We start from the raw sequence: 26,874 nt of genomic DNA, 5'->3' as shown, positions 1-26,874 counted from the left end.
CGCTCTTCCCAAGGCGCCGACAATGAGCCGATCGACCGAAAATCAGGATGTCCCCGAACTGCCCCGCCGCCGGCAGGTCCGCACCGCCGGCTTGAGCGGCAATTACTGGTATGTGGTCGAGATCGACGGCAGGCTCAAGCCCCGGCAAGTCAAGCGGGTGCGTTTCTGGGGACAGGACATCGCGCTGTTCCGCGACTCCGGTGGCCGGCTGCACGCCGTGGAAGACCGCTGCCCGCATCGGCAACTCGCGCTGTCCCAGGGCTTCGTCGAGGACGAAAATCTGGTCTGCACCTATCATGGCTGGAAATTCGACGGCTGCGGCAGATGCACCGAAATCCACCATGAGCTCGGGAAAGGCCGCACCAAACTGCCCAAGATCCACATCAGGACCTACCCCGTCAAGGCGCAGTGGGGGCTCATCTGGCTGTTTCCGGGCGATCCCGCCCTGGCGGATGGTACTCCGCTGCCGACGATTCCGCAGCTCGAAGGGGAGCGGCCCTGGCCGTTCTTCCCGATCGACGTGACGATCAAATCGCACTTTTCGATGATCGTGGAGAACGTCTGCGACTTCAACCACGAATACCTGCACCGGCACAAGCGCCCCTTCCTGCAGCCGATCCTGCGGGAGTGGAAGCAGGACGCCGACAGCGTTCGGGTCTACTACGACACCCGCTTCGACGGCAGCCCCGTCGCCAAGCTCTTCATGGAAGGCGGCGCGCGCGACCTCAACGAGATCGAGATCTGGTACCAGTACCCTTATCAGGGTTCCGACATCGGCGGCAAGTATATCCACTGGCTGTTCATGCTGCCGGAGGACGAGCGCACCACCCGCTGTTTCTTCGTCTTCCTGTTCGGGCCGATCCACATCCCGATCCTGAACTGGAAGATGCCCGAATTCCTGCGCAAGCCCATCCTCTGGTTCACCAACAAGTGGTACATCGAGCCCCTCCTGGGCGAGGACAAATGGGCGTTGGAACTGGAGCAGGAAGGTTTCGAGCGCTATCCCGATGCGCCGCAGATCGAGCTCAATCCTGCCATCGGTTCATTCCAGAAGCTGTCGCTGGAGAAATGGAAAGCCTACCAGCAGTCCATGGAGAAAGGCGGGCCAAAGCCGGCGGCAGACCCGGCATGACCACGCTAGTCACCGGCGCCACCGGCCACCTGGGCGCCAACCTGGTGCGGGCGCTGCTGGCCCGCGGCGAGACGGTACGCGCCTTCATCCGCAGGCAAAGCGATGTCGCGGCGTTGGAGGGCCTGGCGGTCGAACGGGCCTACGGCGATCTGCGCGACCGCCGCTCGATCCGGGAAGCGCTGGAAGGCGTGGAGCGGCTGTACCACACCGCGGCTTTCGTCAGCATCCGCGACGGCGACCGCCAGGAGCTGTTCGACGTCAACGTCGTCGGCACCCGCATGCTGATGCAGGAGGCGCGGCGAGCCGGCGTGCGGCGGGTGGTGCATACCAGCTCCTTCGGGGCGGTCGGTATCAACCCCGAAGGCGCGTCGAACGAACACTGGACGGTCAGCCCGTTCGAACTGGGCACCGACTACGAACGGACCAAGGCGGTGTCGGAACACGACGTGATTCTCGAAGCCGTGCGCGGCCTCGACGTGACCCTCGTCAACCCGGCCGCGATCGTCGGTCCCTGGGATTTCCGGCCCAGCCTGGTCGGCCGCACCATCCTCGACTTCGCCCATGGCCGGATGAAGGCGTTCGTTCCCGGCGCCTTCGACTTCGTCCCGATGCGCGACGTGGTGGCCGCGGAGCTGCTGGCCATGGACAAGGGTATCCGCGGTGAGCGCTACCTCGTCACCGGCGAGCACCGCGGTATCGGCGAGATCCTGCAATGGCTGGAGGAACTGACCGGGCGTCCGCGCCCGAGGCTCGCCGTGCCGCCGCGCCTCATGCAGGGCATCGCGCTGCTGAAGGATCCGCTGGAGCGCCGTTTTTTCCCCCGCAAAGCGCCGCGCTTCAATTACCACTCCATCCGCCTGCTCAATTCGGGCAAGCGCGGCGACTCCTCGCGCATCCGGCGCGAACTGGGTCTGATCCCGACTTCCACCCTCGAGGCTTTCGCCGATGCGGTGGCGTGGTTCAGGGAGAGGGGGATGATTTGAGGCCGGGCTGGTCGCGCTGCTGTTCGTCCAGCGCGATGCGCGTGGAGGCGGGTGGCGGAGGCGAGTGCATGACCGTCACCGGCACCCCGAGCGAGGCCCATTGATACAGCCAGCCGGCGTCCTCCGGCGCCTTGGGCCAGCGCACGTTGTGCTTCTGGGTCGACATGTTGACGCAGCCGTGGCTGGCCGGATGGCCGAAGCCGTTGTGCCACCAGGCGCCGTGGAATGCGTAGTCGGAATGGAAATACTGCGCGTAGGGGACGTTCTCCACGATGTAATGGCCCTTTTCCCCTTTTTTCGCCCTGCTTTTCATGGTCTTCGTGGGGAAGCGCGCGTAGATGTAGAACGAGCCTGTGACCGTCGGCGTCTTCGGTTTGCCGGTACTGACCTTGAAGGTTCGCACGGTTTGGCCGTTCTCCACTGCAGTCATCGTCTGGGTATCGAGGTAGACGAAGATTTTCCGGTCGGTTCCGGTCGAAAAGCTCAAATCCAGCGGGGGTTCGAGATAGCCTCCCTGGGCGCCGCGGAAAGCGCCGGGTTCCGCGTCGACCCGTATCACGCTGGAGGGCGGCCAGCCGTTGAGGGGGGTGAATTGCAGCCGGGCTTTACCGATCCAACCCCATCTCCCGGCGACTTCCTTTCCGTCCTGGGTCCGGATCCGGACCTGCCGGCCCGCGTTTTCCCGTTCGGCCAAGGGTTCGCTGAAGGTGATCTGCAAAGGCATCGCCGTGCCGAGATTGTCCGCACCGCGCAGGTTGACTTCCGCGGACACCGGCGGCGGTGTAGAAATGCGCAGCTCGAACGGTGGCAGCGGCACGCCGGTGGTCGTTTCCCAGCGAATCTGCGTCGGGTAGGTGCTGCCCTGGGCGTAGTCTGTCGCGGAAAGCCTGAAGGCGGTGCGGGCCTCGTCCGGCTGGACGGCAAGGTTCAACTCACCGACGGGCTCGAGTCTGCCCACCGGCTGATCGAATTCGAGCGTCAGCGAGGCATCCGGGGCCAGGCTGCGGTCCGCCGGTCCTTCCAGGGCGGGAATGCCCACGGTCGTGAATTCCAGCACTTCGGTCCGCCTCTCGTCGGACCAGGCGCGCTCCACCGTCGCGGTGAGGGTGTAGTGCTTGCCGAAGGCAAGCGGGGTGTCGAACTCGAAACGCTCCAATTCCTTGGCAGCCGTCACTATCGTTCCGTCGTCTTCGCGCAGTTCCACGGCCGCGATCCGGGTACCCACGCCGACGGGTTCCACAGTGACGGCCTGGCGCGGATCGGCCATTGCGGCGCCGTTCGCCGGATGGGTCACCATGCCGAAAGGGGCGAGGCGGGCTCGCAGTTCCAAAGCTATCAGGGCGGTAGCCGCGACCGCTAGCACGCCGACCGTCATTCGGCCGGTCGGCGTCCTGATGACGCGCGCGGTTGCGATGTCGTTCACGCTGATTCTCCCTTTCTTCGGCCCCGAGCCGGAAGTCTGATTTTATCCGGATCGGGCGCCGTTGACTCGCTTTTCACATTAGCTTCGTACATTGGGCCTCGCTGGGCATCGTGTGCCCAATTCACATCTCAACTGTCAGAAGGAAGCTAAGTATGGAACCGCACCGTTATCGCCCCATCGCCGCAGCCCTCATCGCGACGCTGATCGCGCCACAGATGACCTGGGCAGCCGTTCCGACCCAAAGCCCCGGAGACCTCCTTACTCGTTCTCCGATTCGCCACCTAATCGTCGTTTCCGGAGAAAATCGGGGATTCGACCATGTTTTCGCGACTTATACGCCGCCTGATCCGAAGCAAAAAATTTGGAACCTGCTCTCGCGGGGTATCGTGACGAGCGCCGGAACTCCCGGCCCCAATTTTCGAGTTGCCGAGCAGCAGCAGGCTCAGAGTTCGGTCACGTTCGAGCTGAGTCCGCCGAAGACCGGGCCTTTCGGTGGCCTGCCGCAACCGAATACGACCCTGAACGCTCTCCCCGCCGGGCCTTGCATCTTGTCCGAACTCATTTATAGCAGCGACATATTTTGCAGCGATCCCGGGATAGCTCCTGAATTTTATTATTTGCTGCAAATCGGCGGGAGCGGGCAGCATTTTTATTATCCGTCGCTCGGGGTGTTGCCCGTGCCGGACTGCCGCTACCCTTCTTCGTTGCCGAACGGTCCTTATTCGATCGTAGGTGCATCGGCATTGAACAACTGCGGTACACCCTTCCTTGAACCCGAGATCACGCCCGTCGATTTCAGCAGCCACACTGGTGATCCCGTGCACCGGTTCTACCAGATGTGGCAGCAGTCCGACTGCTCGGCGGACCACATCACCTTCCACAATCCGAGTGGCTGCAAGGGCGACCTGCATACCTGGGTCGCAACGTCGGTAGGGTGGGACATCACGAAACCTCCGGTCACGGACCAGGACACTTATCAAGGCGGCGTTGCCATGGGATTCTACAACATGGCGCAAGGCGACTGGCCCTATTTCCAGGAGTTGGCGGAGCATTACGCCATCAGCGACAACTATCACCAGCCCGTCATGGGCGGAACGGGCGTCAGCTCGCAGTTCATGCTGACCGGCGACGTCTATTATTACACCGACGCAAACGGTCGCCCGGCCAAGCCGGCCGCCGATCTGATCGAGAATCCCGATCCGATTGCGGGTACCAACAATTTCTACACCAACGACGCTTTCGGCAAGGAGGACGGAGGGAATACCGGTGTGGGATTCACCAACTGCTCCGACATGACCCAGCCGGGTGTGAAGGCCATCATGGACTACCTGCATTCGCTGCCTTACAAGCCGTTCAACGGCGGCAACTGTGCGCCGGGAGTCTGGTATCAGGTCAACAACGAATATCCGTATTACAACACCAAGGGGGACGTCATCAGCGATGCCGACAAGAATGAGTTTCCGGGTGGACCGGCCTATGCCGTCGGTCCTCAGACGATTCCCACGATCGGCGATGCGCTTTCCCGCCGGCGGGTGTCCTGGAAATACTATGGGGAAGGTATGGGTGTCGCCGATCAGGCGCCGCCGAAAAACACGCTTTACTGCGCCATATGCAACGGCTTCCAGTACTCACGATCGATCATGACCTCCCAGTTGCGGAACAATCTGGTCGATCTGGATCGGCTATATGCCGACATCGGCGCGAACACGCTTCCGGCCGTATCTTTCGTTAAGCCCAACATCCTGCTCGACGGCCATCCGGGCACTTCGACCCCGCCGCTGTTCGAAGCGTTTATCCGGAAACTGGTGGAAGCCGTCCAGGCCAACGACCGGCTCTGGCGGGACACGGCCATTCTGATCACCTTCGACGAAGGCGGCGGCTATTATGATTCGGGGTATATCCAGCCGATCGATTTCTTCGGCGACGGGCCGCGTACGGTCATGATCGCTGTCTCCCGTTTCGCAAAGGCATTGGAACAAAATAAATCTGCCATATGAATGCTACGGCAGGATCGTATAATTCCATTCGCCATGGAAGGCATGGCGCTGTATTTTGAGGCCGTCCATTTCCGCGTCGGTGACCTTGATCCCTTTGGGATATTCGCTATCGTCCAGTTCGCAATAGACCCGCAAGCCTTTGCGATTGGTCGTCGAGGCAATCAAATTCACCACGACCTCGTGACTGATGAGCGGACGACCGCGCCAATTCATCGTGATAAAGGAAAATAGGCGATGCTCAATCTGGTTCCATTTGCTGGTTCCCGGCGGGAAGTGACACACCGTGATGGCCAGTCCTAACTCGGTGGCTAATGCCTGAAGCTCCCGCTTCCATAAGCGCACACGCGAGCCATTGCTCCCACCGCCATCGGCCGTAATCAACAAGTGCCGTGCCTTCGGATAACACGGTGCGCCCATGGAGTGCCACCAGCGGCGAATACTTTCCACCGCGAATTGCGCGGTGTCGTGATCCGTCCCGACATTGACCCAGCCGATATTCAACGTCGGATCGTAAATGCCATACGGTGCCACCTTCCCCAGTTCGGGGTCTTGAAAATCATACACCCGAACGGCTTCCGGCTGCCCTTCGGGGCGCCATTCCAGGCCCTGTTGCTTGAAATTCCCGACCAGTTCCTTCTTCTTGGTGTCCACCGAGATGACCGGATCGCCCCGCCCTTGGAACTGCTTCACCTGGGTGTAGATATGCTCGAACTGGGCATTGCGATCCGGATGCGAACCGCCCTCCAAGGTTTTTCGATTACCTTGCAGGCTATAGCCCAGCGCGCGGAGCAGTTCGCCCACCATCCGATGGCTGGTTCGGTGCCCCATCTCAGTGAGGGCTTCGGCCAATTGCCGCGTGCTCTTACACGTCCAACGCAACGGGGATTCCGGATCCCCGCGCGTCACCGGATCAATCAATCGCGCCAAATCGGCCTTCAGGGTGGAGTCCTGGTCAACCGTCCGTTTCCGGCCTGCCCCCTTCCGGCGAATACGGCCCTGAGGCAAGGCATTCTGTTGTTCCAACTCTTGGCAGCCTTGACGAATCGCCTCTCGACATAAACCGGTTTCCCGTGACACAGCCGAGATTCCGCCTCGGCCAATCGCCAGCGCCTCCGCCCCGGCAACCAAGCGCCGCAGACGCTCGTCCAGGTACCGATCGAGTTTCTCAAAGCGCTTCTTGATTGCGGCATGTTCCATACCGCAACTTTAAAACAAACCCCTCAGTATTTGGAAGAGTTATTTTGTTCCAATGCCAAAGCGGGGGCATGTGGACCACACCTATGCCGATCATGCTTCCATCCTGAAGTTCATCGAGTGGAACTGGTTCCTGAGGCCGCTTTCCAAGCGAAGCCGCGATAACCTGCCCAACCCCCTCGCTTTGCCCATCGCCCCGTATTTCCCTCTCAATAGTCCGGCGGTGGGCGACCTTCGGACCATGTTCGACTTTCGTAATCCCAGGACCCACTGAGTCCATCTGAGCTGACGCCGCCCGGATGCGCGCATCCGGGCGGGGGAGCGTCGACTTGTAGGCCCGGAACACGTAAAGTGTCGCGGTTTCGAACTATCGGCACCGTGCGATCCGGTTCCGCCAACACAGAAGCCATGACCAACTATTCCGAAAATCTCGAAAGGCATCTCACCCAGGAAAATCCAGTGCTGCTGGGCGCGGCGCGGAGCTTCGAGGAGCTGGACAACATCGCCCGCGAACTGGGTCTGATCGATCCGGAATACGCCAGTGCCGGCCAGATTTCCTGGTGGCCGGTGATTTCGGTGCTGGGGACTTTTTCCGCCGGCAAGTCGACCTTCATCAACCACCTGCTGCAGACCAAAATCCAGCGCACCGGCAATCAGGCCGTGGACGACAAGTTCACGGTGCTGAGCTATTCCGACGACACCGAATCCAGGACCCTGCCCGGCATCGCCCTGGACGCCGATCCCCGCTTTCCTTTCTTTCAGATCAGCAAGGAAATCGACCAGGTCCTGCAGGGCGAGGGTGACCGCATCAACGCCTACCTCCAGCTCAAGACCTGCGGCAGTCCCTTTCTCAAGGGGAAGATCATCATCGATTCGCCCGGATTCGACGCCGATCCGCAACGCGACACCGTGCTGGCGATCACCAAGCACATCATCGACATCTCGGACCTGGTGCTGGTGTTCTTCGACGCCCGCCATCCCGAACCGGGCGCGATGAAGGACACCTTGCGCTATCTGGTGACGGAGACCATCAAGCGCTACGACTCCAACAAGTTCCTGTTCATCCTCAACCAGATGGACACGACGGCGCGGGAGGACAATCCGGAGGAGGTGGTGGCGGCCTGGCACCGGGCCCTGGCGGAATCGGGACTGGTCACCGGGCGGTTCTACACTATCTTTTCACCCGATGTCTCCGTGCCCATCGCCGATGAGACCCTGCGCCAGCGCTATCTCCAACGGCGCGACCGCGACTGGGCGGAGATCAACGCGCGCATCCAGCAGCTCGAAATCGAGCGCTCCTACCGCATCCTCGGCACCCTGGAACGCCTGGTCGAGGAGTTCCAGGACGTGGCGCTGCCCGAGATCGAGGAAGTGTTCAAAACCTACCGCAAGCGCCTGATCCGGACCGACTGCGCGACTTTCCTGCCGGTGCTGGGAGCTGCGGGCTACGGGATGGTGGAATTCGTCCCGCTGGAACCGAATCTCCTGGTGATGGCGGGATCGGGCGTGCTGGCGGGGCTGCTGCTGGTGTGGTCGCGGGTCCACATCGTGCTGAGCAAGATTTTTGCGGCGTTCGGCGTGCGGGCGCTCAAGAAACGCCAGAAGACGCTCAACATCCGCTGGGACATGGTTCGCGGTTTCCGGGCCAACGCCGTGCCCTGGCCGTTTTTCCGCAAGCCGGGTCTGATGGGCTGGAGCCGGCGCTGCGAGATTCAGTTGTCCGCGATACGCCAGCGCTGCAAGGAATCGATCCAGTCCCTGAACGACTTGTACACGAACCCTTCGGGCCGGCCCGAAACGGTGCGGCTGGTGGAGGCGGTTCCGCCGCCGGACGCCGAGCCTCCGGCCGGGCCGGTCCCGCCGGTCCAGGAACACGAGGAGCCAGGGCTGGCGCCGCAGGAGCTGTCCGTCAAGCCGGAGCAGGAATCTCCCCAATGCCGTTGAGTCAAGCCGGCGACATGCTGGATTCGGTAGAGCTTAACTTACCGGCTCGTCGTCCCGAAGGGACGAAAAGTGTCATACTCCTGCGATAGGCTTGTTGCGGTTCGGCGCCCGCCGGACTGGCGGATTCGACGGGAGGTTTGAGATGCGTTTGGGAATGATCGGTTTGGGCCGAATGGGGGCCAACATGGTTCGGCGGCTGCTGCGCGCCGGCCATGAGTGTGTGGTGTTCGATCTCGACCGGGCAGCGGTCGAAGCCCTGGCGGCGGAGGGTGCGGTCGGCGCATATTCGCTCGAGGAGTTGGCGGCGGCGCTCGCCCCGCCGCGGCCGGTATGGCTGATGTTGCCGGCCGCCGTGGTGGACCGCATGGCGGAGCGGCTCGCCGGCGTGCTCGAAGCCGGCGACATCCTGATCGACGGCGGCAATTCCAATTACGTCGACGACATCCGCCGCGCGGAAAGCCTGGCCGGGCGCGGTCTGCGCTACCTGGACGTGGGGACCAGCGGCGGCGTCTGGGGCCTCGAGCGCGGCTATTGTTTGATGATCGGCGGCGAGCCGGAACCCGTGGCGCATCTCGATCCCATCTTCCAGGCCCTGGCGCCGAGCAAGGGTGAAATCGCCGAGACCGCCAGCCGCAGGGACAGCCGGAGCACCGCCGAGCAGGGCTATCTCCATTGCGGGCCGGCCGGCGCGGGGCATTTCGTCAAGATGGTCCACAACGGCATCGAGTACGGCCTGATGGCGGCCTATTCCGAAGGCTTCAACATCCTCAGCCGCGCCAACATCGGCAAAGCCGGCAAGGCCCAGGATGCCGAAACCGCGCCTCTGCGCCATCCCGAGCATTACCGCTACGACCTGCCGGTCGCCGACATCGCCGAGCTGTGGCGGCGCGGCAGCGTGGTGTCATCCTGGCTGCTCGACCTCACCGCCGAGGCGCTGGGCCGCGATCCCGATCTGGCGAAGTTCGGCGGCCGGGTCTCCGATTCCGGCGAGGGCCGCTGGACGGTGGCGACCGCCATCGATCAGGGCACCCCGGCGCCGGTGCTCAGCGCGGCGCTGTATCAGCGCTTCTCCTCCCAGGGCGAGGATGAATTCGCCCGCAAGATCCTGTCGGCGATGCGTTTCGCTTTCGGTGGGCATGAGGAAAAGACATGAGCATCGAAACCGCGCCGGTACGTATCGGCGATTCCTGCGTCATGGTCATCTTCGGGGCCACCGGCGACTTGACCAAGCGCAAGCTGGTTCCGGCCTTGTACAACCTCGCCAAGGCGGGGCTGCTCGCGAAGAAGTTCGCGGTGATCGGCGCGGCCTTCGACGACATGGACACGGAGGGTTTCCGCCGGCATCTTTCCGACGCGATCCACGAGTTCGCAGCCATCGAGCTGGACGATGCGCTGTGGACCGGACTGGAGGAACGCATTTTCTTCGCCCAGGGCGATTTCCGCGACGCCGATTACTACCGCCGCCTGAAGGACCTGTGCGAGCGGGTCCGGGGCGAACTCGGCATCGACGACAACCATTTCTATTACTTGGCGACCGCGCCGGCCTTCTTCGGCGAAATCGTGCAGCAGCTCGGCGGGGCCGGCATGGCGCAGGAGCCTGCCGGCCACTGGCGGCGGGTCATCATCGAGAAGCCCTTCGGCCACGATCTGGACTCGGCCAGGGCGCTGAACGCCGAGATCCGGCAGGTGCTGCACGAGCGCCAGATCTACCGGATCGACCACTATCTCGGCAAGGAAACCGTGCAGAACATCATGGTGTTCCGCTTCGCCAACAGCATCTTCGAGCCGATCTGGAACCGCCGCTACATCGACCACGTGCAGATCACCGCCGCCGAGACCGTCGGCGTGGAAAGGCGCGGCGGATACTACGAGAACGCCGGCTGCATGCGTGACATGGTGCCCAACCATTTGTTCCAACTGCTCTCGCTGACGGCCATGGAACCGCCGATCTCGTTCGAGGCCGATGCGGTGCGCGACGAACAGACCAAGGTGCTGCGCGCCATCCAGGCGCCGACGCCGGAGGAGGTGCTGAGCAGGATGGCCCGCGGCCAGTACCGGGAAGGTTCGGTGGACGGCGAGCCGGTACCGGCCTACCGCGCCGAGCCGAACGTGGCGCCGGATTCGCATACCGAGACCTTCGTGGCTTTGAAGTTGAACCTGGACAACTGGCGCTGGGCCGGGGTGCCGTTCTATCTGCGCACCGGCAAGCGCATGCCCAAGCGGGTGACGGAGATCGCGATCCAGTTCCGGCGCGCCCCCCTGGTCCTGTTCCGGAACACCCAGATCGAGCAGTTGCAGACCAACCGGCTGGTCATCCATCTGCAGCCGAACGAAGGCATCTCGCTCCAGTTCGGCGCCAAGGAACCCGGCCCGGTCATGAGGCTGGGCGCGGTCAAGATGGATTTCGACTACGAGGACTATTTCGGCGCCAGCTCCAGCACCGGCTACGAACGGCTGCTGCACGACTGCATGACGGGCGACGCCACGCTGTTTCAGCGCGCCGACATGGTCGAGGCCGGCTGGAGCGTCATCCAGCCCATCCTCGACGTCTGGAAGGCGCTGCCGGCGCGCTCGTTCCCCAACTATGCCGCCGGGACCTGGGGACCGAAGGAAGCCGACGAGTTGCTGGAAGAGGACGGCCGGCACTGGGCCAACGCCGTGTAGTCCAGTGCCGAAGCGCATCGGGCTGATTGCCGACACCCACGGCCTGCTGCGTCCGGAGGCTGTCGCGCTGCTGGCGGGCAGCGATCTCATCGTCCATGCCGGCGATATCGGCCATCCCGTGATTCTCGATGGCCTGCGCGAACTGGCGCCGGTGGTGGCCGTGCGCGGCAACAACGACCGCGGCGCCTGGGCCGAGAGCCTTGCCGAAACCGCGGTGGTCGAATGCCCAGGCCTTGCCTGTTACGTGCTGCACGACCTGCAGACGCTGGCGATCGATCCGGTGGCCGAGGGTTTCGGCGCCGTGGTCTGCGGCCATTCCCATCGCGCGGCGATCCGCGAAAGCGGCGGGGTGCTCTATCTCAATCCGGGCAGCGCCGGCCCGCGGCGTTTCAAGCTGCCGGTCAGTGTGGCCCTGCTCGACATCGCCGACGGCGCGCCGTCGGCCCGGATCGAATGGATCGCCGTTTGATGCCGGGTTTTCACAGCGCGCCGGCGATGCGCTCCAGCGCCTCGGCGATGATCCTCCGCGGCGCGCCGATGTTGAGGCGCATGAAACCGCTGCCGGCTTCGCCGAACGTGATTCCCGGATTCATGCCGACCCGGGCCCGGCGCACGAAGAACTGCTTCAGCTCCGCATCGCTCATGCCCAGTTCGCGACAATCCAGCCAGACCAGATAGGTTCCCTCCGTCGGGACCGGCCTGATGGCCGGTGCGTGGCGGCCGAGGAAATCGGCCACGAAGTCCCGGGTCTCGGCGAGATAGGAGAGCAAGCGTTCCAGCCAGCTTTCGCCCTCGCGGTAAGCGGCTTCGAAGGCGGTGAGGGCGAACGGCGTCGAGGCGCCGATGTGGAACAGTTCGAATACCTCGCGCAGCGCCTTGCGCCGGCCGGCGTCCGGCACGATGAGGGCGGACAGCCCCAGCCCCGGCACATTGAAGGTCTTGGATGGAGCGACCGCGGTCAGGACATGGGGAGGATTGTCCCCCAGCGCGGCCAGTGGCATGTGCCGGAAGCCCGGATAGACCAGGTCGTGATGGATTTCGTCGGACAGCACGGTCACGCCGTAGCGGTCGGCGATGCGCAGCACTTCTGCCAGCTCGTCCCGCGACCATACCCGCCCCACCGGATTGTGCGGCGAGCACAGGATCAGGAGCCGGGCGCCCTCGGCGCACAGGCGCTCCAGACCCTCGTAATCCATCCGGTACCGCCCCTGCTCGAGCCGCAGCGGATTCAGCGCCAGCCGGCGGCCGGGAACGGTGACCGCCGTAAAGAACGGATGGTACACGGGCGGCTGGATCACCACGGGGTCGCCGGGTTGGGTGAAGGCCATCACCGCGGCGTGGAGCGAGGGCACGACACCGGGAGAGAGGAGTATCCATTCCTGCCGGATGTCCCAGCCGTGGCGCCGCTTCATCCAGCCGATCAGCGCTTCGTACAGGCTGTCCGGGCACAAGGTATAACCGTAGATCGGATGGGCCGCGCGTTCCGTCAAGGCCCGCGTGACGGCGGGCGGCGCGGCGAAGTCCATGTCGGCGATCCACAGCGGAATCACGTCGTCGCTGCCGAAATAGGCGCCGCGCCCCTCGTATTTTACGGATGCCGTGCCCGCGCGCGGGATTTCGAAGTCGAATTCCGAAGCCACCCGGTTGTTCTCCTGGAGTCGTTCAAAGATTTTCAAGTTTAACGGATGGCGCCGCCATGGGGCGGTGACGCGGCGCTTCGCAAAAGAAATAACCCACTTGCCTTCTGGGGATATAGAATGCCGCGACGAGCGGCGCACGCTCCGCTCAAGATCTCATTATCCTTGGAATCTTTCGAGTGCCAGACCCATGAAAATCGCCAACAGCGTCACCGATCTCATCGGCAATACCCCCTTGGTGCGAATCCGCCGGCTCAGCGCGGTCTGCGGGGCGGAGGTCGTCGCCAAGCTCGAATTCTTCAATCCGGCCCACAGCGTCAAGGACCGCATCGGCGCGGCGATGATCGACGCCGCCGAGCAGGCCGGCCTGATCGGCCCGGACACCGTCATCGTCGAACCCACCAGCGGCAACACCGGCATCGCCCTGGCCATGGTCTGCGCCGCGCGCGGCTACCGTTGTGTCTTGACCATGCCCGAAACCATGAGCAAGGAGCGCCGCATGCTGCTGAGGGCCTACGGGGCCGAGCTGATCCTGACGCCGGGCCCGGAAGGCATGGGCGGGGCGATCCGCAAGGCCGAGGAACTGGCGGCGTCCGATCCGAAATATTTCATGCCGCAGCAGTTCAAGAACGCCGCCAATCCGGAAATCCACCGCAAGACCACGGCGGAGGAAATCTGGCGCGATACCGACGGCAAGGTCGATATCGTCGTGGCCGGCGTCGGCACCGGCGGCACGGTCACCGGGATCGGCGAGGTGCTGAAATCGCGCAAGCCTACCCTCCAGTGTGTCGCGGTGGAGCCGGATGCCTCGCCGGTGCTGTCCGGCGGCGAGAAGGGGCCGCATCCGATTCAGGGCATCGGCGCCGGCTTCGTGCCGCCGATCCTGAACACCTCGATCTACGACGAGGTCATCCGGGTGAAGAGCGACGACGCCTTCGAGTTCGCCCGGCGCGCCGCCCGCGAAGAAGGTCTTCTGGTCGGCATTTCTTCCGGTGCGGCGCTGTGGGCGGCGCTGGAACTGGCGCGCCGTCCGGAGAATGCCGGGAAGCTGATCGTGACGATCATCCCCTCCTTCGGCGAGCGTTACCTCAGCACCGCCCTGTTCGCGGATCTGGCGGACTGAAGGCTCGGGTAGCGGCGTGAACCGGGGCCGCGAGTCCTGTATCTTATCGGTCGGGTGGGGCTAACGAGCATGGCGACCAGCTGCCCTGGATGATGAAAGCGACTGTTAGCCATGATCGGGCACCCTCGCTACGCTCACCCTCACCCTCACCCCGCCCCTCTCCCAGAGGGAGAGGGTGAGTAAGGTTGCTGCGACTTTCACGTTAAGGCCCGTGTCGAAATAAGAAAACTATGGAGGAGAAATTATGATCGGCGGCATAGTCGCAATTCTGATTGCGATCTGGTTCTACCGTTCGGCGGAAGGTCGCGGGTTGCCCGCGGTGCAATGGGCGTTTGCCGGCCTGCTGGCCTATTACGTACCGAATTTCGTCTGGAGCCTGGTCGTGGCCAAACCCCTGATGGCCGAGTTCCATGCCAGGTCGGCCGTCATGATGGCGGGGCTGGTCGGGCATTCCTCGGTGGTGGTGGGGGCGGTGGTGGCGATAGCCGTTCGCCACTATTTCCTGCTGCGGGCTCCGACCAACGGATAAGCCAAAAAGCGCGGGGGAGGCCGGCTCCGCCCGCGCTTTCGTTTGAACCGTGCGCCGCCGGGGTTACAGCTTGTCGGCGTTCTGGCTCAGATAGGCGGCGACGCCTTCCGGGTCGGCCTTCATGCCGCTCTGGCCCTTGTTCCAGCCCGCCGGGCAGACTTCGCCATGCTCCTCGTGGAACTGCAGGGCGTCCACCATGCGGATCAGTTCGTCCATGTTGCGGCCCAGCGGCAGGTCGTTGACGACCTGGTGACGCACGGTGCCGGACTTGTCGATCAGGAAGGTGCCGCGATAGGCCACGGCCGCGCCTTCGACTTCGACATCGTAAGCCTTGGCGATGGCGTGGCTGACATCGGCGACCAGGGTGTATTTGACCGGTCCGATGCCGCCCTTGTCGACCGGGGTGTTGCGCCATGCGTTGTGGGTGAACTGGGAGTCCACCGAAACGCCGATCACTTCCACGCCGCGCTTCTTGAGCTCATCGACGCGGTGATCCAGCGCGATCAGCTCCGACGGGCAGACGAAAGTGAAATCCAGCGGGTAGAACACGATGGCGGCGTACTTGCCTTTCGTTTCCTTCGAAAACCAGTAGCTGTCGACGATGGTGCCGCAGCCGAGGACCGCCGCCGCCTTGAAATCCGGGGCCGGTTTGCCAACGAGAACGCTCATACAGATCTCCTTTGAATGAATGGACGGTGTTGAATCGCGGTGCCGGGCGAAACCTCGGGGCCTGCCCGGCGACCCTCTAAATATTGAGAGAGAGCCAGAAATCGGCAACCGGATTGTACACAAAAATACTCAGAAATAGACCAGCGCCGGCGTTCACAACGTGGAGTGCGAGAAGGCGTCCATCAGGTCCTGCCATACCGCGCCGATCACGGGATCCGGGAGGCCGCAGATGCGCGTGATGAGGCCGCCGTCGCGGTGATAGAGCTCGACCGCGGCTCCGGATTGGCCGTCGTCGTCCTGCTCCGCCAGGTAAATCTGTCCGATCATCCGTTCTTCCAACCCAAGGCTGAACTGATCGCTTTCGATCACGAAGCGTCCCTTTTCCCTCATGCATTGACGCAAGGGGCCCATGAACAGCTGCCCCACTCCCGGGCCGCTCAAATAAACCATGCAGGGCAGACCGATGTTGGCCAGGAGGCCGAGGCGTTCGCAGAAAGCTTCCAGGCCGAGCGGCACCCCTGGCTTGACCCCGGATACGCTGGGCGGCGAAACGTGCGGCGGGTGCAGATGTCCCGGATTCAGGCCGGTGGAGGGTTCAGACATATGCGGCTCCGTTTTCGTTCAGCGGGAGTGGCAGGATGACCTGCGTTCGAGATTCCATTCAGCAAATAGAGTGCCACGGTCGTTTCCGGTTTCTTCGAACCGCTCGAGACCGCTTGATTCGGCGATCAGGATAGCTTTCCGAATTTAACGGAGTATGACGCCGGCTGTGTGGACTCACCCAGGAGCGCGGGAAATCGCGCTGGTTTCCGTCGCGCCGCCCACCTTCAGGGCGCCCGCGGATAGCGCCGCTCCAGGTCGGTGAGGAACCGGTCGATCTGCCGTAGTCCCCCGTAAAGGAGCTTGGGCGCGCGCCGGTGCATCCAGCGTTCCATGCGGTGGCCCATCCGCGGCCAGAGAATGAGCATGCCGGCGACCCAGAAAGGTGTTCCGATGACGCCCGGTGCCACTTCGGCGACGATGCCGGCGGTCACCAGCAGCCAGCCGACATCGCGCGGCAGGCTTTCGAGATAACGGACGGCCGCTCCCGGCTCGGAGTGATCGATGCGCGCCGGCAGGCGGGATTCGCCGGCGGGGTTCTGCTGGCGTTCTGCAATTGCCTTTTCTTTTGGTATCGCCACGGATGGTTGCCGCATAACGAGAACCTGGGGCTTTGCAGTTTGCGCTCCCGCCGTTACAGAACGATGAAATCTTTTTGGGTGCCGATGGCTTGCCTTGGCGCCGCCATCAGGGGGCGGAAAAAACTATCCCCGCAGGGTGCGGGGATAGCGAAGAACGGCGTCTGGTGCGGAGGGGGGGGTCAGGTCGTCGCCACGCCTTCCTCGGAAGCAGGGATCGATGCCTGTTCCTCCTTACGTTTAGTAAACGCCTTGACCGCGGAGTCCGCTCCGTCGCACACGCCTTTGGCTATGGCGCTGTTCTTGGGAATCAGGCTGCCGATCATCAGGCCGCCGAACACCACGCCGTAGGTAATGCCGTAAGAGCCCGTGTAGACGACCTTGGAGACGGTACGGCCCAGGGCGGGAATGAATTCGCCCGCGGCCTTGCGCGCCTGACTGGCGCCTTCCTTCAGGCCTTCCACGGCCACTGCGACCGCCGTGAGCGCGGTGGACTTGGAGGCTTCGGTTTCGGAGGCTGATTCCACCGAAGTTTCCGTCGCGGAAAACTCGGTCGAGGTTTCAACGGTGCTCTCTACTTCGGTATCCTGAGAAGCTCGGGATGAAGGTCTCTTAGCCATCAATACTTTCTCCTGCCAACACAGTTGAGCCGATTTTTCCGCCGCCGCGCTCGGCGGAGGTCGGCGGCGGAAAATCCTGGTTTTCGTCATGGGAAAACCCTGAAAACCAATATAACAAGATTTTGTTCTTGCGTCGTACACGTCATTGTGACGGTCCGGGGGGCTCAGTCTTGAGAGGGTGTGCGGCGGCGCTGCCGTTCCGCCCAGAGCGCCAGCATTCTGCGGAACAGGACGGACGCGACATGAGCGAAATGCGCCGCCACAGCGCGGGCGAGAGCCGACAGCAGGCCCTTCAGCTCGGGCCAATGGCGGCGCCAAAGCCGGACCCATTCGGGGGGCAGGCGGGGACAATAGCGGACCACGTCGATCCGTCGCTTGTGCAGCCAGTGGACCATGCCGGTCAGGTAGAGTGCGAGGGGAACGAAACCGGCCAGGAATCCCAGGATGCGGCCGGTCACGCCGAGCAGGCTGCCGTTGTGCAAGGGGCGGATGGCGTCGACGAAGCGCTGTCCCCGGCTGAAGTTGGCGGAGTTGCGGCTTTGGCGGATCTGGCCGCTGTAGGGGTCCACCCAGACGGCGGTGAGCGCGTGATGCTCTCCGGGCCTGCGGAAGTCCACCCGGTACATGCCGTTGCTTGCGCGCGGCGTGGTCACGCTGTCGACGATGGCGTTCGGAAACAAGCCGCGGGCCATCAATATGGCCTGGGCCAGGTTCAGCGGCGTGTCGGAAACGGCGGATGAAGCGGCGATTTCTTCCGCATCGGGCGCTTCGTGGTGCCCGAAGTCCGAGGTACCGGTCACGGTCGTCAATAGCGAGGGAAAGGCGAGATGCAGCCCGGTGAGGACCGCGGTCATCAGTATCGGCAGGCCGTAAATCCCGGCGACCCGGTGCAGATCGAAAATCCTGCGCTTGAAGCCGGCCCTGGGTTTGACGGTCAGCGCCCGGCGCAGGCGGCGTCTGGCCGGCAGCCATAGCCGCAAGCCGGTCACGAGGCTGGCCAAGAGCGCCAGGCCGGTCAGGCCGACGAGCGTCCGGCCGAATCCGCCGAGCAGCCACTGGGAATGCAGGCGGTAGACCCAGCTTGCAAACGTATGTCCCCAGAACCGGTTCGCCAGTATTTCCCCCGTGTAGGGATCGATGGCCACCATGAGCGGGGCGTACGGTTCCTCGCTGGTTTCGATCGGTTTGTCGTACCAGGCGATCGCCGGGCTGGCGGGCGATTCCGGGAATTGCAGCCGCCAGGCGCCGAAGCGTCGGGGATGGGCGGATTTCACGGATGCCATCAACTGGTCCGGCGACAACCCGGCGCCGGGGCGGGGGACCAGCGTGAGCTCCGGATTGAGCCAACGGTCGAGTTCGGGCCCGATCAAGTTCAGGCTGCCGGTGAATCCTGTGAGGACGAACAGAAGCCCGACGCTCAAGGCGAGGATCGAATGAATCCTGAGCCAGTGCTGGCGACGGCGCCGCCGGTTCGTAATCATCCCGTTTTCCTCATGGTTCCGCGGCGGATGAGGCCGGGGTTTGCCGGCGATGCTTTGAAGAAAACCGTCCGGGCAACCGGGCCACTTCCGGCAGTCCCCAGGGTTCCGGCGCTATTTCCGCTTCCAGGCGTTCTTCCGCGGCGTCTTCGAGTTCGTGGAAAAAATCCAGGCCGGACAGGGTCTCGACCGTATCGACGCTGGCCAGGAAACGGTCCAGCGGTGTGTTTCCGGGAGCGTCCTGCGGCACCACGAAGGCCAGGAGGCGCGGTTCGCTCGACGCGCCCGGAGCGGCATAGATGCGGAAGAAGGCATCGGGAATTTCGACCCGGAAAGCCGACTTCAGCCGCTCCGTCCGGGCGTCGAACAGGGGGCCCGTGACGACCCAGACCGGATCGAACAGGCGGGTGAAATGGTCGAACTCGGCTTCCTCCAGGCGCTCCCAAAGCTTGCGGTTCAGTTCCGGCTTTTGCGGAACGACGTTGGTCATCAGGAAGCTGTCGAGCTGCCCCGGACGGCCGAACAGCAGGTCCATCGCATGGTTGGGCGCCATGTGTCCCCGGTCGTAGCCGCTGCGGGTATAGTCTTCGGGGCTTATCCGCGTCAGGTTGCGCCAGTCCGTACTGAAATGGCCGGGGCGGCGGTGAGTTGCTCCGGCGTGAGCGACCGGCCGCAGAGCGAAGGTGACCCAAAGCGGATTGCCGCGCAGCTCCGAATAGCCGAGCATGAAGCCGCGGTTGCGGAGCACGTGAGTCCAGGTCTGCGGCCGTTTCCAGTCGACCGCGCGGGGAACGCCCAGGTAGGCCATGCGGGGTCTGGCATGGAAGACCTCGTAGCCATACAAGGCCGATGCGGCGATCAGTGCCAGCCCCAATACCGAGGCGTGAAGACGGCTGGGCAGGCGTGCCGCAGGGAATGCGAGTCGGCGCCGGTGTTTTCCGGCGCCGGTTCGGCGGCCGGGGAAGGGAAGGAAGGGCGGCAAGCGGATCGGGTTATCGCTGATTGGAGAAACGGAAAAAGCCGCCGAACCGGTGTTGACCGGTCGGGCGGCCTGCCGGGCGCCGGAAGCGCCGATCGTTCAGTGCTGCATGGGTTGCGCGTCCGGAGCGGGAGTGGCTGCCGAGTGCGTGCCGTGGCCGCCTTCGCTCGCGCCATGTCCGCCGTGGCCGCCGCGGCCGGTGCCGCCGCCGCTCTGGCCCGGACCCGCGCCGCCGCCACCGGCTCCGGCGCTGACCCCCGCGCTCTGACGCAATCCGATGGCTCCGCCCGAGGCTTTCGCGATGTTCTCGGCGGTCAGGCCACCCAGGGCGATGGCAGAATCGACCACGATGGTCGAAACGGCGGTGACGTCCTGACGGTCGGCGAGGTCGCTGGTCACCACGGCCTTTACCGGCGCCGTGGACGCGGCGTTCGGGTCGGTGGGCGTCACGGTGATGACGATGGGATAGGCCGTGCCGGCGGGAATGGCCAGTTCGAAATGGTTGGTGCCTTTCAGGTCGAACGAAGTGACGACCGCGCCGTTCTTGTCGGTGACCTGCAGGCGTCCTTCGTTGATCGGGCCGGTCTGGTCGCTGACGTTGCCGCTGATGCGGGCTTCCGAGCTCGACGCCGCGGGGATGGAGCCGCCGTTGTCGCCGCAGCCTGCGATCATGCCGGCGAGGACCAGGGAAAGGGCGCCGGCTTTCATAAGATGAAGCGCGTTCTTTGAATTCTGCATCGCCATGTTTGTGTAACCACTTTCCGTCTGGAACAGGGATTGATGGTCTGTTCGTCAGAACAGCGTAATGTCCGTATGGTATGCTCGCGATAAGCGCGACGGATCGCGTGGCTTTATAGCACAAGCGCGAACACAGTGTACACTGGGTGACCTCCCGGCGACGCGGCAGGGAACGGGGTTCAGCCGGCCCCTTGGTTTGCGGAAAGGCCGCTCCAGCGGCGGTAGCCCATGGCTTTGACGATCGGCTTCGTCGCAAGCAAGGTCGCCGCCTGGCGTGGCAGGCTGCCGTCGGTTTCGACCGACTGTAGAACTTTCTCCGTGTTGCGGCGGATTTTTTCCTTGATGACGCTCAGGACCTGAGCCTTGTTGGCGCCACGGTATTCCATTGCCGCTCCGATCAGGCCGCCGGCGTTGGCGATGAAGTCCGGGACGCAGATGACGCCTTTTTCATGGAGATGGCGCTCAGCCGAGGGTGAAAGAGCAGCATCGGCGGCTTCGACCACCAGCCGGGCCTTGAGCCGGGCGACGTTGTCCTGGGTGATGGTGTCGGCGCCGGCAGCCGGTATCCAGATATCGCAGTCCAGATCGATCGTTGCCTCCCGCTCGAGGCGTTCGCCCTCGGTCGAATCCACGACGCTGCCGCCGTTCTTCTTGATGGCGACCAGTTCTCCGATGTCGAGTCCCCGGGGATGGTAGAGCGTCCCTCCACTGTCGGATACGCCCACCACGACGGCGCCGTTTTCCGCGAGGTAGCGGGCGGTGTTCTGTCCGACCGTGCCGAATCCGTGGATGACGACCCTGGCATCTTCGAGTTTGAAGCCGCAATACAGCAGCGCCACCTCGGTGGCATGGTAGAGTCCCCAGCCGGCAGCGCCGATCCGGCTCAAAGCGATGCCGCCCAGTTCGCGCGGCAGACCGACGGCCCTCGCATTTTCGTCCCGGATCCAGGCCATGGCGGTTTCGTCGGATCCCATGTCGGGCGCGAAGATGAACTGGTCTTCGCTGCGAAGCGTCACGGCCAGCGCCCTCACCAGATGCCGTCTGCGGGCGGTTTGGGTCTTTTCGGGAGCCTGGTGGAGCACCGCGATGCCCCCGCCATGGGGAAGGTCGGCCGCCGCGCTCTTGAGGGTCATGGTGCGGGCGAGGCGGCAGCAGTCGCCGGGGGACGCCGCGGAAGCGACGCGCAGTCCGCCGATCGCCGGTCCCAAGGCGTTGTTGTCGATGATGACGGTCGCCTTCAGTTCGATCGAAGGCTCCCAGACATGGATGATGCGGGCGGGGCCGAACTCGTCGGCGGGGTCGAATATGTCCCTCATGCAAGACTCCTGTAGGCAGGACTGATCGTCGTCAAGCCCAGCAGGCTAACCCGCCCGTATTACAGTTGGGGGTCGGTCTGGCGGAAAGGGGACGGATTTTCGAGGGGACCCGCCGCGGCGCGGCGGGTCCTCGGAGATTCAGATCGCTTGGGGCGCCTGATGGTTTTTTACTTCGCCGCGCTGGATGCGGACATGTTCCTCGAGCTGGCGTTTGACCGCATCGAAAGCGTCGCGCACCGCGACGTAGACGTCCTCGTGGGCCTGCTTGTCGTGATGTTCCCGGCTGACCACCAGATGCTTGTTCGGAACGGCCAGGTCGATGCGCACGTGGTAGAGATTACCCTGGTGCTGGTGATGGTGCTCGGCTTCCACGGCAACCCGGCAACTGATGATGTGGTCGCAGAACTGCTCCAGTTTGCCCGCTTTTTCGCGAATCCTGGTCTCCACCGCGTCGGAGTGCGGAATGCCACGAAACGTAATCTCCAGAGGTACTTGCATAATCGATCCCGATGACTTTTCGAATGAGTGTGAGCTTGGGAAGAGGCATCGAGCCGGCGGCCTTCGTCTTTTTGGCGTTCATGTCGAGCCGGCCCGCTCTTCCCGGTCGCGAGGCGCGCATTAAATTGCGGCACAATTGCGTATTATTGCATTGCTTTAGGGCGGTGTCGAACGGGTCTTGCCCGGATTCGTCGCTGCTCCGGCTGTGTCGCAAGGAGCGGGACTGCTAAAATCCGAGCCCTTTCACTGGCTCACTTAAGGATCCAAGACGATGGATGTGATCGCTCGTATCGCGCAGGAACTCGGTGTCCAGGCACGCCAGGTACAAGCGGCGGCGGCGCTGTTGGACGAAGGCGCCACCGTGCCCTTCATCGCGCGCTACCGCAAGGAAGCGACCGGTGGCCTGGACGATACCCAACTGCGCACGCTGGAGGTCCGGCTTACCTATCTGCGAGAGCTGAACGACCGGCGCGAAGCCATCCTGGCCAGCATCGCCGAACAGGGCAAGCTGACGCCGGAGCTGGAGCAGGCCATCCGCGAGGCCGACACCAAGACGGTGCTCGAAGACCTGTATCTTCCCTACAAGCCGAAGCGGCGAACCAAGGCCCAGATCGCCCGTGAGGCGGGCTTGGAGCCGCTGGCCGATGCGCTGCTGGCCGAGCCGGGGCTCGAACCGCTGGCTGTGGCGGCCGGTTATGTCGATGCCGGCAAGGGCGTGGCCGATGCCGTGGCGGCCCTGGACGGCGCCCGCCAGATCCTGATGGAGCGTTTCGCCGAGGATGCCTCCCTGGCGGGCGAATTGCGCGAAAAGGTGTGGAGCGAAGGGTTCCTGGTTTCCTCCCTCGCCGCCGGCAAGGAGCAGGAGGGTGCGAAGTTCAAGGACTACTTCGAATACGAGGAGGCGCTGGCCAGGATTCCCTCGCACCGCGCCCTGGCGCTGCTGCGCGGGCGCAACGAAGACGTCCTGCTGCTGGATCTGCGGGTGGCCAAGGACGAGGAAGCCGGCCGCCGTTTCGCCGAGCATCGCATCGCCTGCGCTTTCGGCATCGCCGACCGCGGCCGTCCGGCCGACTCCTGGTTGTTGGAAACCGTGCGGTTGGCTTGGAAGGTGAAGCTCCTGACCCGCATCGAACTCGATCTGATGCAACGCCTGCGCGAGGCGGCGGAGGCCGAGGCCATCCGGGTGTTCGCCAGCAACCTGAAGGATCTGCTGCTGGCCGCGCCGGCCGGGCAGCGCGCCACCATGGGACTGGATCCGGGGCTGCGTACCGGGGTCAAGGTCGCCGTCGTCGACGGCACCGGCAAACTGGTGGCGACGGATACGATCTATCCGCACGCCCCCAGGAACCAGTGGGATCAGTCCATCGCGGCACTGGCCGTCTTGATCGCCCGCCATGGCGTCAGCCTGGTCAGCATCGGCAACGGCACCGCCTCGCGCGAGACCGACCAGTTGGTGGCCGATCTGATGCAGCGCCATCCGGAACTGGGCGTGACCCGGGTGGTGGTGTCGGAGGCCGGTGCTTCGGTGTATTCGGCCTCGGAGCTGGCGGCGCGCGAATTTCCCGAGCTGGACGTGTCGCTGCGCGGCGCGGTGTCCATCGCCCGCCGTTTGCAGGACCCGCTGGCGGAGCTGGTCAAGATCGATCCCAAGTCGATCGGCGTCGGCCAGTACCAGCACGACGTCAACCAGACCCAACTCGGCCGCAGCCTCGATGCGGTGGTGGAGGACTGCGTGAACGCCGTGGGGGTGGACGTCAACACCGCTTCGGTATCGCTGCTGCGCTACGTCTCCGGCCTGTCGCAGAGCCTGGGCCAGAACATCGTGGAATACCGCAACCAGAATGGGCCGTTCGCCAATCGGGAGCAACTGAAGAAAGTCTCGCGGCTCGGCCCCAAGGCCTTCGAGCAGGCCGCGGGCTTCCTGCGCATCGCCAATGGCGAGAATCCGCTGGATGCTTCCGCCGTGCATCCGGAAGCCTATCCGGTGGTGGAGAAGATCGTCCAGCGCACCGGCAAGGATATCCGCGATCTGATCGGCAACGCGGCCTTCCTGCGCAGTGTGAACGCCGAGCAGTTCACGGACGGGCGTTTCGGCCTGCCCACCGTCACCGACATCTTCCGCGAACTGGAGAAACCCGGCCGCGATCCCCGCCCGGAGTTCAAGACCGCCCGATTCAAGGAAGGCGTGACCGAGCTCAAGGATCTCGAGCCGGGCATGCGGCTGGAAGGGGTGGTGACCAACGTCACCAACTTCGGCGCCTTCGTCGACATCGGCGTGCATCAGGACGGCCTCGTCCACATCTCCCATCTGGCGGACAAGTTCGTGCGCGACCCGCGCGAAGTGGTCAAGGCCGGGGACGTGGTCAAGGTGAAGGTGGTAGAAGTGGACATTCCGCGCAAGCGGATCGCCCTGTCCATGCGCAGCGACGCGGCGAAGGGCGAAGCGGAGCCGCAGCGCCGGGAGGCGAGAGGGCCGGCCGGCCAGCCGCGCAGCAAAGCCGCTCCGCAGCCGGCGCCGCAAGGCGCGATGGCCGAGGCGTTGGCGCTGGCTTCGAAGCGCGGGCGCTGAGTTTACGGTTTCAGGTGCCGTCCGCTGCCGGAAGCCCTTCGGCGGCCTGGCGCTCCGCCCCGGACGGCAGCGGCGCCGCCGGTGCCGTGACCCAGGCAGCGATGTCGCGCCAGGGCGTCTCGGCCTGGAGGTCGCGCAGCAGCAGGTGGTAACCCCGCCGGTAATAGGCGAAGCGGGTGCCGGGCGGAAGCTTGTCCAGCAGGGCCATGACCGGCGGCCTCGGAATGATCTCGTCGCGTTCGCCATAGAGCACGAGGGTCGGTGTCTTCAGCGAAGCGACGCGTTCCTGGGCGGCGTCCATCAAGTCCGCCAGGCCGTGGATCGCGTCGACCCGGGTGGCCTTGATGACGTTGGGATCCCGCCCCAGGCCGCGGAGCATCTCGATGTTGTCCGATGCCATCACCCCCAGCCCTTCGCCGGTGAGGCGGAGCCAGGGCAGGGTATGCGAGCTCAGGGCCAGCAGAGAGCTTTGGTACCACGGCATGGTGTCGCGCGACCACACCGCCGGCGCGGACAGGATGAGGCCATCGGCCCGCGGAGGCCGGGCGGAGGTCATGGCGACGATGGCCACGGCGCCGCCCATGCTTTCCCCCAGCAGATAGACCGGTACGCCCGGATGCCGGGCCCGCACCTGTCCGACGAAGGTCTCGAGATCCTCGGCGTAGGTATCGACCCCCGCCCAGAGCCCGCGCCCCGGTGCGAGGCCGAAGCCGCGCTGGTCGTAGGCGTAGCAGCCGACGCCGCGGCTTTCCAGATAACTGCCCAAGGGCTCGAAAGCGTGGCTGTAGTCGTTGAAGCCGTGGACGGCGACGATGACGGCCTTGGGCCGTGTCCCGGTCGGCAGCCAGCGCCGGACCGGCAGCACCGCGCCGTCGGCGGCAACGAAATGGGCGGCGTGCAGTTGCGGCAACGCCACGGCCGGGCCGGGACGATTGACCAGAGGGGCGCAGGCCGTCTGTATCATGAGCAGTGCCAGGCAAACCAGGGCATGCCCGGGTGCGAGGACAAAACGACGGTCCATGGCGGACGTAGCGGTGAGGGGATGAGCGGCGGATTATACCGCCGGAAGCCAAGCCTTCTTAAACCAAAAAATCAACCGGGGACGAGCAGTCGATTGAGAAGACGTGAGTGCAAGACTTGGGAGAGGAGAATGCGGTTCTCGCGAAGAAGAAGTGTGTCGGTCCCCGGCGTACCACAGATAAAGGCAAGGTGTTCGGTAAAGAGGTAACAACATCCGTGCCAGTCGTTCGACAAGCCATGTCGTCCGGGATCGGCGTTCATCCGCTCGGTGGAATCGGGCCGGCGCTGCGGCAATCGCCCCGGTTCCTGCGGGATATGACCTGATTTGTCCACGCTGAGCGCGGTCATGGCCTCCCCCACGAAATGCACGCCATCCGGGAAGTTCGGCGGAACCCTCGTCCACTTCGCGCGCGACGATTACGGTTCGATCGAGGTGGTCGACGCGTTCGGCGTGAGGACCCTGCATTTCGGTACACCGGCGAGGCAGAGTTCCATGTGTCTGCAGGAGCCGGACAGGGTGGAGCTGCCTTATGTGCGGGCCATGCTGAGCGCCTTGCTGTTTCATCCCGAGCCTTCCGACGTTCTGCTGCTCGGCCTCGGCGGCGGTTCGCTGGCGAAAGCCTTGTTCCAGCACGTTCCGGCCTGCCGGATCGATGTGGTGGAGCAGCGCGGGGTGGTCGTCGAGGCCGCACACCGGTTCTTCGGGCTGCCCGAGCACCCGCGCTTGTCCGTCACGGTCGGCGATGCCGGGGAGTTCGTCAAAGAGGCGGCGGGGCGGCTTCCCTCGTACGACCTCATTCTCGCCGATCTGTTCGACGGGGACGGCATGGCGCCGCCGGTGGCGGAGGAGCCGTTCTATCTCGACTGCGCCGGTGCGCTACGGAAGGACGGGGTGTTCGGCATCAATCTCTGGGGTTCGCAGACCGCGGCTTGCAGCCGGATCCTGGAAATGATGAGGAAGTCCTTCGCCGGGCCCGCATTCCGGTTGGCGGTTCCGGGCCGGGGAAACCTGATCGGGTTTTCGCTCGCGTCCGAACCGAAGCGGGCTGCCACGGGCGCGATGGAGCAGCGGGCCCGGCGGCTCGAAGCCAAGCTGGGCATCGAATTCAGCCGTTTTCTGCGCGCCTTGAAACAGTCGAACCGGGCGCTTCCCGGATCGGAGTCCGGGACAGGGTTCGGCTGA

The 26,874-nt window shown here is 64.2% G+C and carries 26 protein-coding genes; 12 read left to right on the top strand and 14 right to left on the bottom strand.

What is annotated here, in order from left to right; translation table 11 throughout:
- The first annotated feature begins 22 nt into the window (after positions 1-22).
- Complete coding sequence (locus ABZN20_RS06625) at positions 23-1,132, top strand: aromatic ring-hydroxylating dioxygenase subunit alpha (protein ID WP_367027157.1); 1,110 nt, start codon at positions 23-25, stop codon at positions 1,130-1,132.
- Positions 1,129-2,115 carry an SDR family oxidoreductase gene (locus ABZN20_RS06620; RefSeq protein WP_367027156.1) on the top strand — a complete coding sequence of 329 codons (987 nt, stop codon included), beginning with the start codon at positions 1,129-1,131 and terminating at the stop codon, positions 2,113-2,115. Before ABZN20_RS06625 ends, ABZN20_RS06620 begins: the two co-directional genes overlap by 4 nt.
- Here ABZN20_RS06620 and ABZN20_RS06615 read toward each other — a convergent pair.
- On the bottom strand, positions 2,093-3,538 hold the full coding sequence (locus ABZN20_RS06615; RefSeq protein WP_367027155.1) for a L,D-transpeptidase: 1,446 nt from the start codon (positions 3,536-3,538) through the stop codon (positions 2,093-2,095). The genes ABZN20_RS06620 and ABZN20_RS06615 overlap by 23 nt on opposite strands.
- A 152-nt stretch (positions 3,539-3,690) precedes the next feature.
- Here ABZN20_RS06615 and ABZN20_RS06610 point away from each other — a divergent pair, with 152 nt between their 5' ends.
- On the top strand, positions 3,691-5,535 hold the full coding sequence (locus ABZN20_RS06610; protein WP_367027154.1) for an alkaline phosphatase family protein: 1,845 nt from the start codon (positions 3,691-3,693) through the stop codon (positions 5,533-5,535).
- 3 nt (positions 5,536-5,538) lie between these two features.
- Here the strand turns inward: ABZN20_RS06610 and ABZN20_RS06605 are convergent, their stop codons facing one another.
- The gene (locus ABZN20_RS06605; RefSeq protein WP_367027153.1) at positions 5,539-6,732 is read right to left on the bottom strand and encodes an ISAzo13 family transposase; all 1,194 of its coding nucleotides are present in this window, start codon (positions 6,730-6,732) and stop codon (positions 5,539-5,541) included.
- Positions 6,733-6,784: 52 nt separating this feature from the next.
- Here ABZN20_RS06605 and ABZN20_RS06600 point away from each other — a divergent pair, with 52 nt between their 5' ends.
- The 5 genes from ABZN20_RS06600 to ABZN20_RS06580 all read left to right on the top strand — a co-directional run bounded on the left by ABZN20_RS06600 (position 6,785) and on the right by ABZN20_RS06580 (position 11,806).
- Positions 6,785-7,003 (top strand): hypothetical protein, encoded by a 219-nt coding sequence (locus ABZN20_RS06600; protein ID WP_367027152.1) that lies wholly within the window; start codon positions 6,785-6,787, stop codon positions 7,001-7,003.
- A gap of 134 nt (positions 7,004-7,137) precedes the next feature.
- On the top strand, positions 7,138-8,673 hold the full coding sequence (locus ABZN20_RS06595) for a dynamin family protein (RefSeq protein ID WP_255556509.1): 1,536 nt from the start codon (positions 7,138-7,140) through the stop codon (positions 8,671-8,673).
- Between the two features lie 142 nt (positions 8,674-8,815).
- Entirely contained in the window at positions 8,816-9,826 is a 1,011-nt protein-coding gene (gnd, locus tag ABZN20_RS06590) for a phosphogluconate dehydrogenase (NAD(+)-dependent, decarboxylating) (protein WP_423246434.1), read from the top strand.
- Entirely contained in the window at positions 9,823-11,337 is a 1,515-nt protein-coding gene (zwf, locus tag ABZN20_RS06585; RefSeq protein WP_218807151.1) for a glucose-6-phosphate dehydrogenase, read from the top strand. The genes gnd and zwf overlap by 4 nt, the downstream gene beginning before the upstream one ends.
- A 4-nt stretch (positions 11,338-11,341) precedes the next feature.
- On the top strand, positions 11,342-11,806 hold the full coding sequence (locus ABZN20_RS06580) for a metallophosphoesterase family protein (RefSeq protein ID WP_367027150.1): 465 nt from the start codon (positions 11,342-11,344) through the stop codon (positions 11,804-11,806).
- A gap of 10 nt (positions 11,807-11,816) precedes the next feature.
- Here ABZN20_RS06580 and ABZN20_RS06575 read toward each other — a convergent pair whose 3' ends face one another.
- Positions 11,817-12,977, bottom strand: a complete 1,161-nt coding sequence (locus ABZN20_RS06575; RefSeq protein WP_367027149.1) for a MalY/PatB family protein — start codon at positions 12,975-12,977, stop codon at positions 11,817-11,819.
- A 187-nt stretch (positions 12,978-13,164) separates the two neighbouring features.
- On the opposite strand from ABZN20_RS06575, the gene cysK reads away from it, so the two are divergent.
- Complete coding sequence (cysK, locus tag ABZN20_RS06570) at positions 13,165-14,097, top strand: cysteine synthase A (RefSeq protein WP_367027148.1); 933 nt, start codon at positions 13,165-13,167, stop codon at positions 14,095-14,097.
- Between the two features lie 244 nt (positions 14,098-14,341).
- On the top strand, positions 14,342-14,626 hold the full coding sequence (locus tag ABZN20_RS06565; RefSeq protein WP_218807148.1) for a hypothetical protein: 285 nt from the start codon (positions 14,342-14,344) through the stop codon (positions 14,624-14,626).
- 63 nt (positions 14,627-14,689) lie between these two features.
- On the opposite strand, the gene ABZN20_RS06560 is transcribed toward ABZN20_RS06565, so the two are convergent.
- The 9 genes from ABZN20_RS06560 to ABZN20_RS06520 form a co-directional block, all read right to left on the bottom strand.
- Positions 14,690-15,295 carry a peroxiredoxin gene (locus ABZN20_RS06560; protein WP_218807147.1) on the bottom strand — a complete coding sequence of 202 codons (606 nt, stop codon included), beginning with the start codon at positions 15,293-15,295 and terminating at the stop codon, positions 14,690-14,692.
- A gap of 153 nt (positions 15,296-15,448) precedes the next feature.
- The gene (locus ABZN20_RS06555; protein WP_367027147.1) at positions 15,449-15,898 is read right to left on the bottom strand and encodes a hypothetical protein; all 450 of its coding nucleotides are present in this window, start codon (positions 15,896-15,898) and stop codon (positions 15,449-15,451) included.
- Positions 15,899-16,122: 224 nt separating this feature from the next.
- Positions 16,123-16,476 carry a hypothetical protein gene (locus ABZN20_RS06550; RefSeq protein WP_255556506.1) on the bottom strand — a complete coding sequence of 118 codons (354 nt, stop codon included), beginning with the start codon at positions 16,474-16,476 and terminating at the stop codon, positions 16,123-16,125.
- A gap of 179 nt (positions 16,477-16,655) precedes the next feature.
- Complete coding sequence (locus ABZN20_RS06545; RefSeq protein ID WP_218807145.1) at positions 16,656-17,000, bottom strand: hypothetical protein; 345 nt, start codon at positions 16,998-17,000, stop codon at positions 16,656-16,658.
- A gap of 257 nt (positions 17,001-17,257) precedes the next feature.
- Positions 17,258-18,574, bottom strand: coding sequence for a PepSY-associated TM helix domain-containing protein (locus tag ABZN20_RS06540; RefSeq protein ID WP_367027146.1), 1,317 nt, complete (start codon positions 18,572-18,574; stop codon positions 17,258-17,260).
- Positions 18,575-18,584: 10 nt separating this feature from the next.
- Entirely contained in the window at positions 18,585-19,553 is a 969-nt protein-coding gene (locus ABZN20_RS06535) for a DNA/RNA non-specific endonuclease (protein ID WP_367027145.1), read from the bottom strand.
- A gap of 96 nt (positions 19,554-19,649) precedes the next feature.
- The gene (locus ABZN20_RS06530; protein WP_255556505.1) at positions 19,650-20,258 is read right to left on the bottom strand and encodes a hypothetical protein; all 609 of its coding nucleotides are present in this window, start codon (positions 20,256-20,258) and stop codon (positions 19,650-19,652) included.
- 209 nt (positions 20,259-20,467) lie between these two features.
- Positions 20,468-21,604, bottom strand: a complete 1,137-nt coding sequence (locus ABZN20_RS06525) for a glutamate dehydrogenase (RefSeq protein WP_218807141.1) — start codon at positions 21,602-21,604, stop codon at positions 20,468-20,470.
- 138 nt (positions 21,605-21,742) lie between these two features.
- Positions 21,743-22,102: an HPF/RaiA family ribosome-associated protein gene (locus tag ABZN20_RS06520; RefSeq protein ID WP_218807140.1), complete on the bottom strand. Its 360-nt coding sequence runs from the start codon at positions 22,100-22,102 to the stop codon at positions 21,743-21,745.
- A 271-nt stretch (positions 22,103-22,373) separates the two neighbouring features.
- Between ABZN20_RS06520 and ABZN20_RS06515 the strand changes: the two genes are divergently transcribed.
- A complete protein-coding gene (locus tag ABZN20_RS06515) occupies positions 22,374-24,671 on the top strand; it encodes a Tex family protein (RefSeq protein WP_367027144.1) in 2,298 nt (765 codons plus the stop codon).
- Between the two features lie 10 nt (positions 24,672-24,681).
- Here the strand turns inward: ABZN20_RS06515 and ABZN20_RS06510 are convergent, their stop codons facing one another.
- Complete coding sequence (locus ABZN20_RS06510) at positions 24,682-25,692, bottom strand: alpha/beta hydrolase (RefSeq protein WP_367027143.1); 1,011 nt, start codon at positions 25,690-25,692, stop codon at positions 24,682-24,684.
- A 71-nt stretch (positions 25,693-25,763) separates the two neighbouring features.
- Positions 25,764-26,039 (bottom strand): hypothetical protein, encoded by a 276-nt coding sequence (locus ABZN20_RS06505; RefSeq protein WP_367027142.1) that lies wholly within the window; start codon positions 26,037-26,039, stop codon positions 25,764-25,766.
- Here ABZN20_RS06505 and ABZN20_RS06500 point away from each other — a divergent pair.
- Positions 26,038-26,874, top strand: coding sequence for a hypothetical protein (locus ABZN20_RS06500; protein ID WP_367027141.1), 837 nt, complete (start codon positions 26,038-26,040; stop codon positions 26,872-26,874). The genes ABZN20_RS06505 and ABZN20_RS06500 overlap by 2 nt on opposite strands.

The organism is Methylococcus sp. ANG (genome assembly GCF_040730495.1).
In the GTDB taxonomy this organism is placed as follows: domain Bacteria; phylum Pseudomonadota; class Gammaproteobacteria; order Methylococcales; family Methylococcaceae; genus Methylococcus.
Note: the sequence above shows the minus strand (reverse complement) of the source record. Positions and strands in the feature narration are given on the sequence as shown.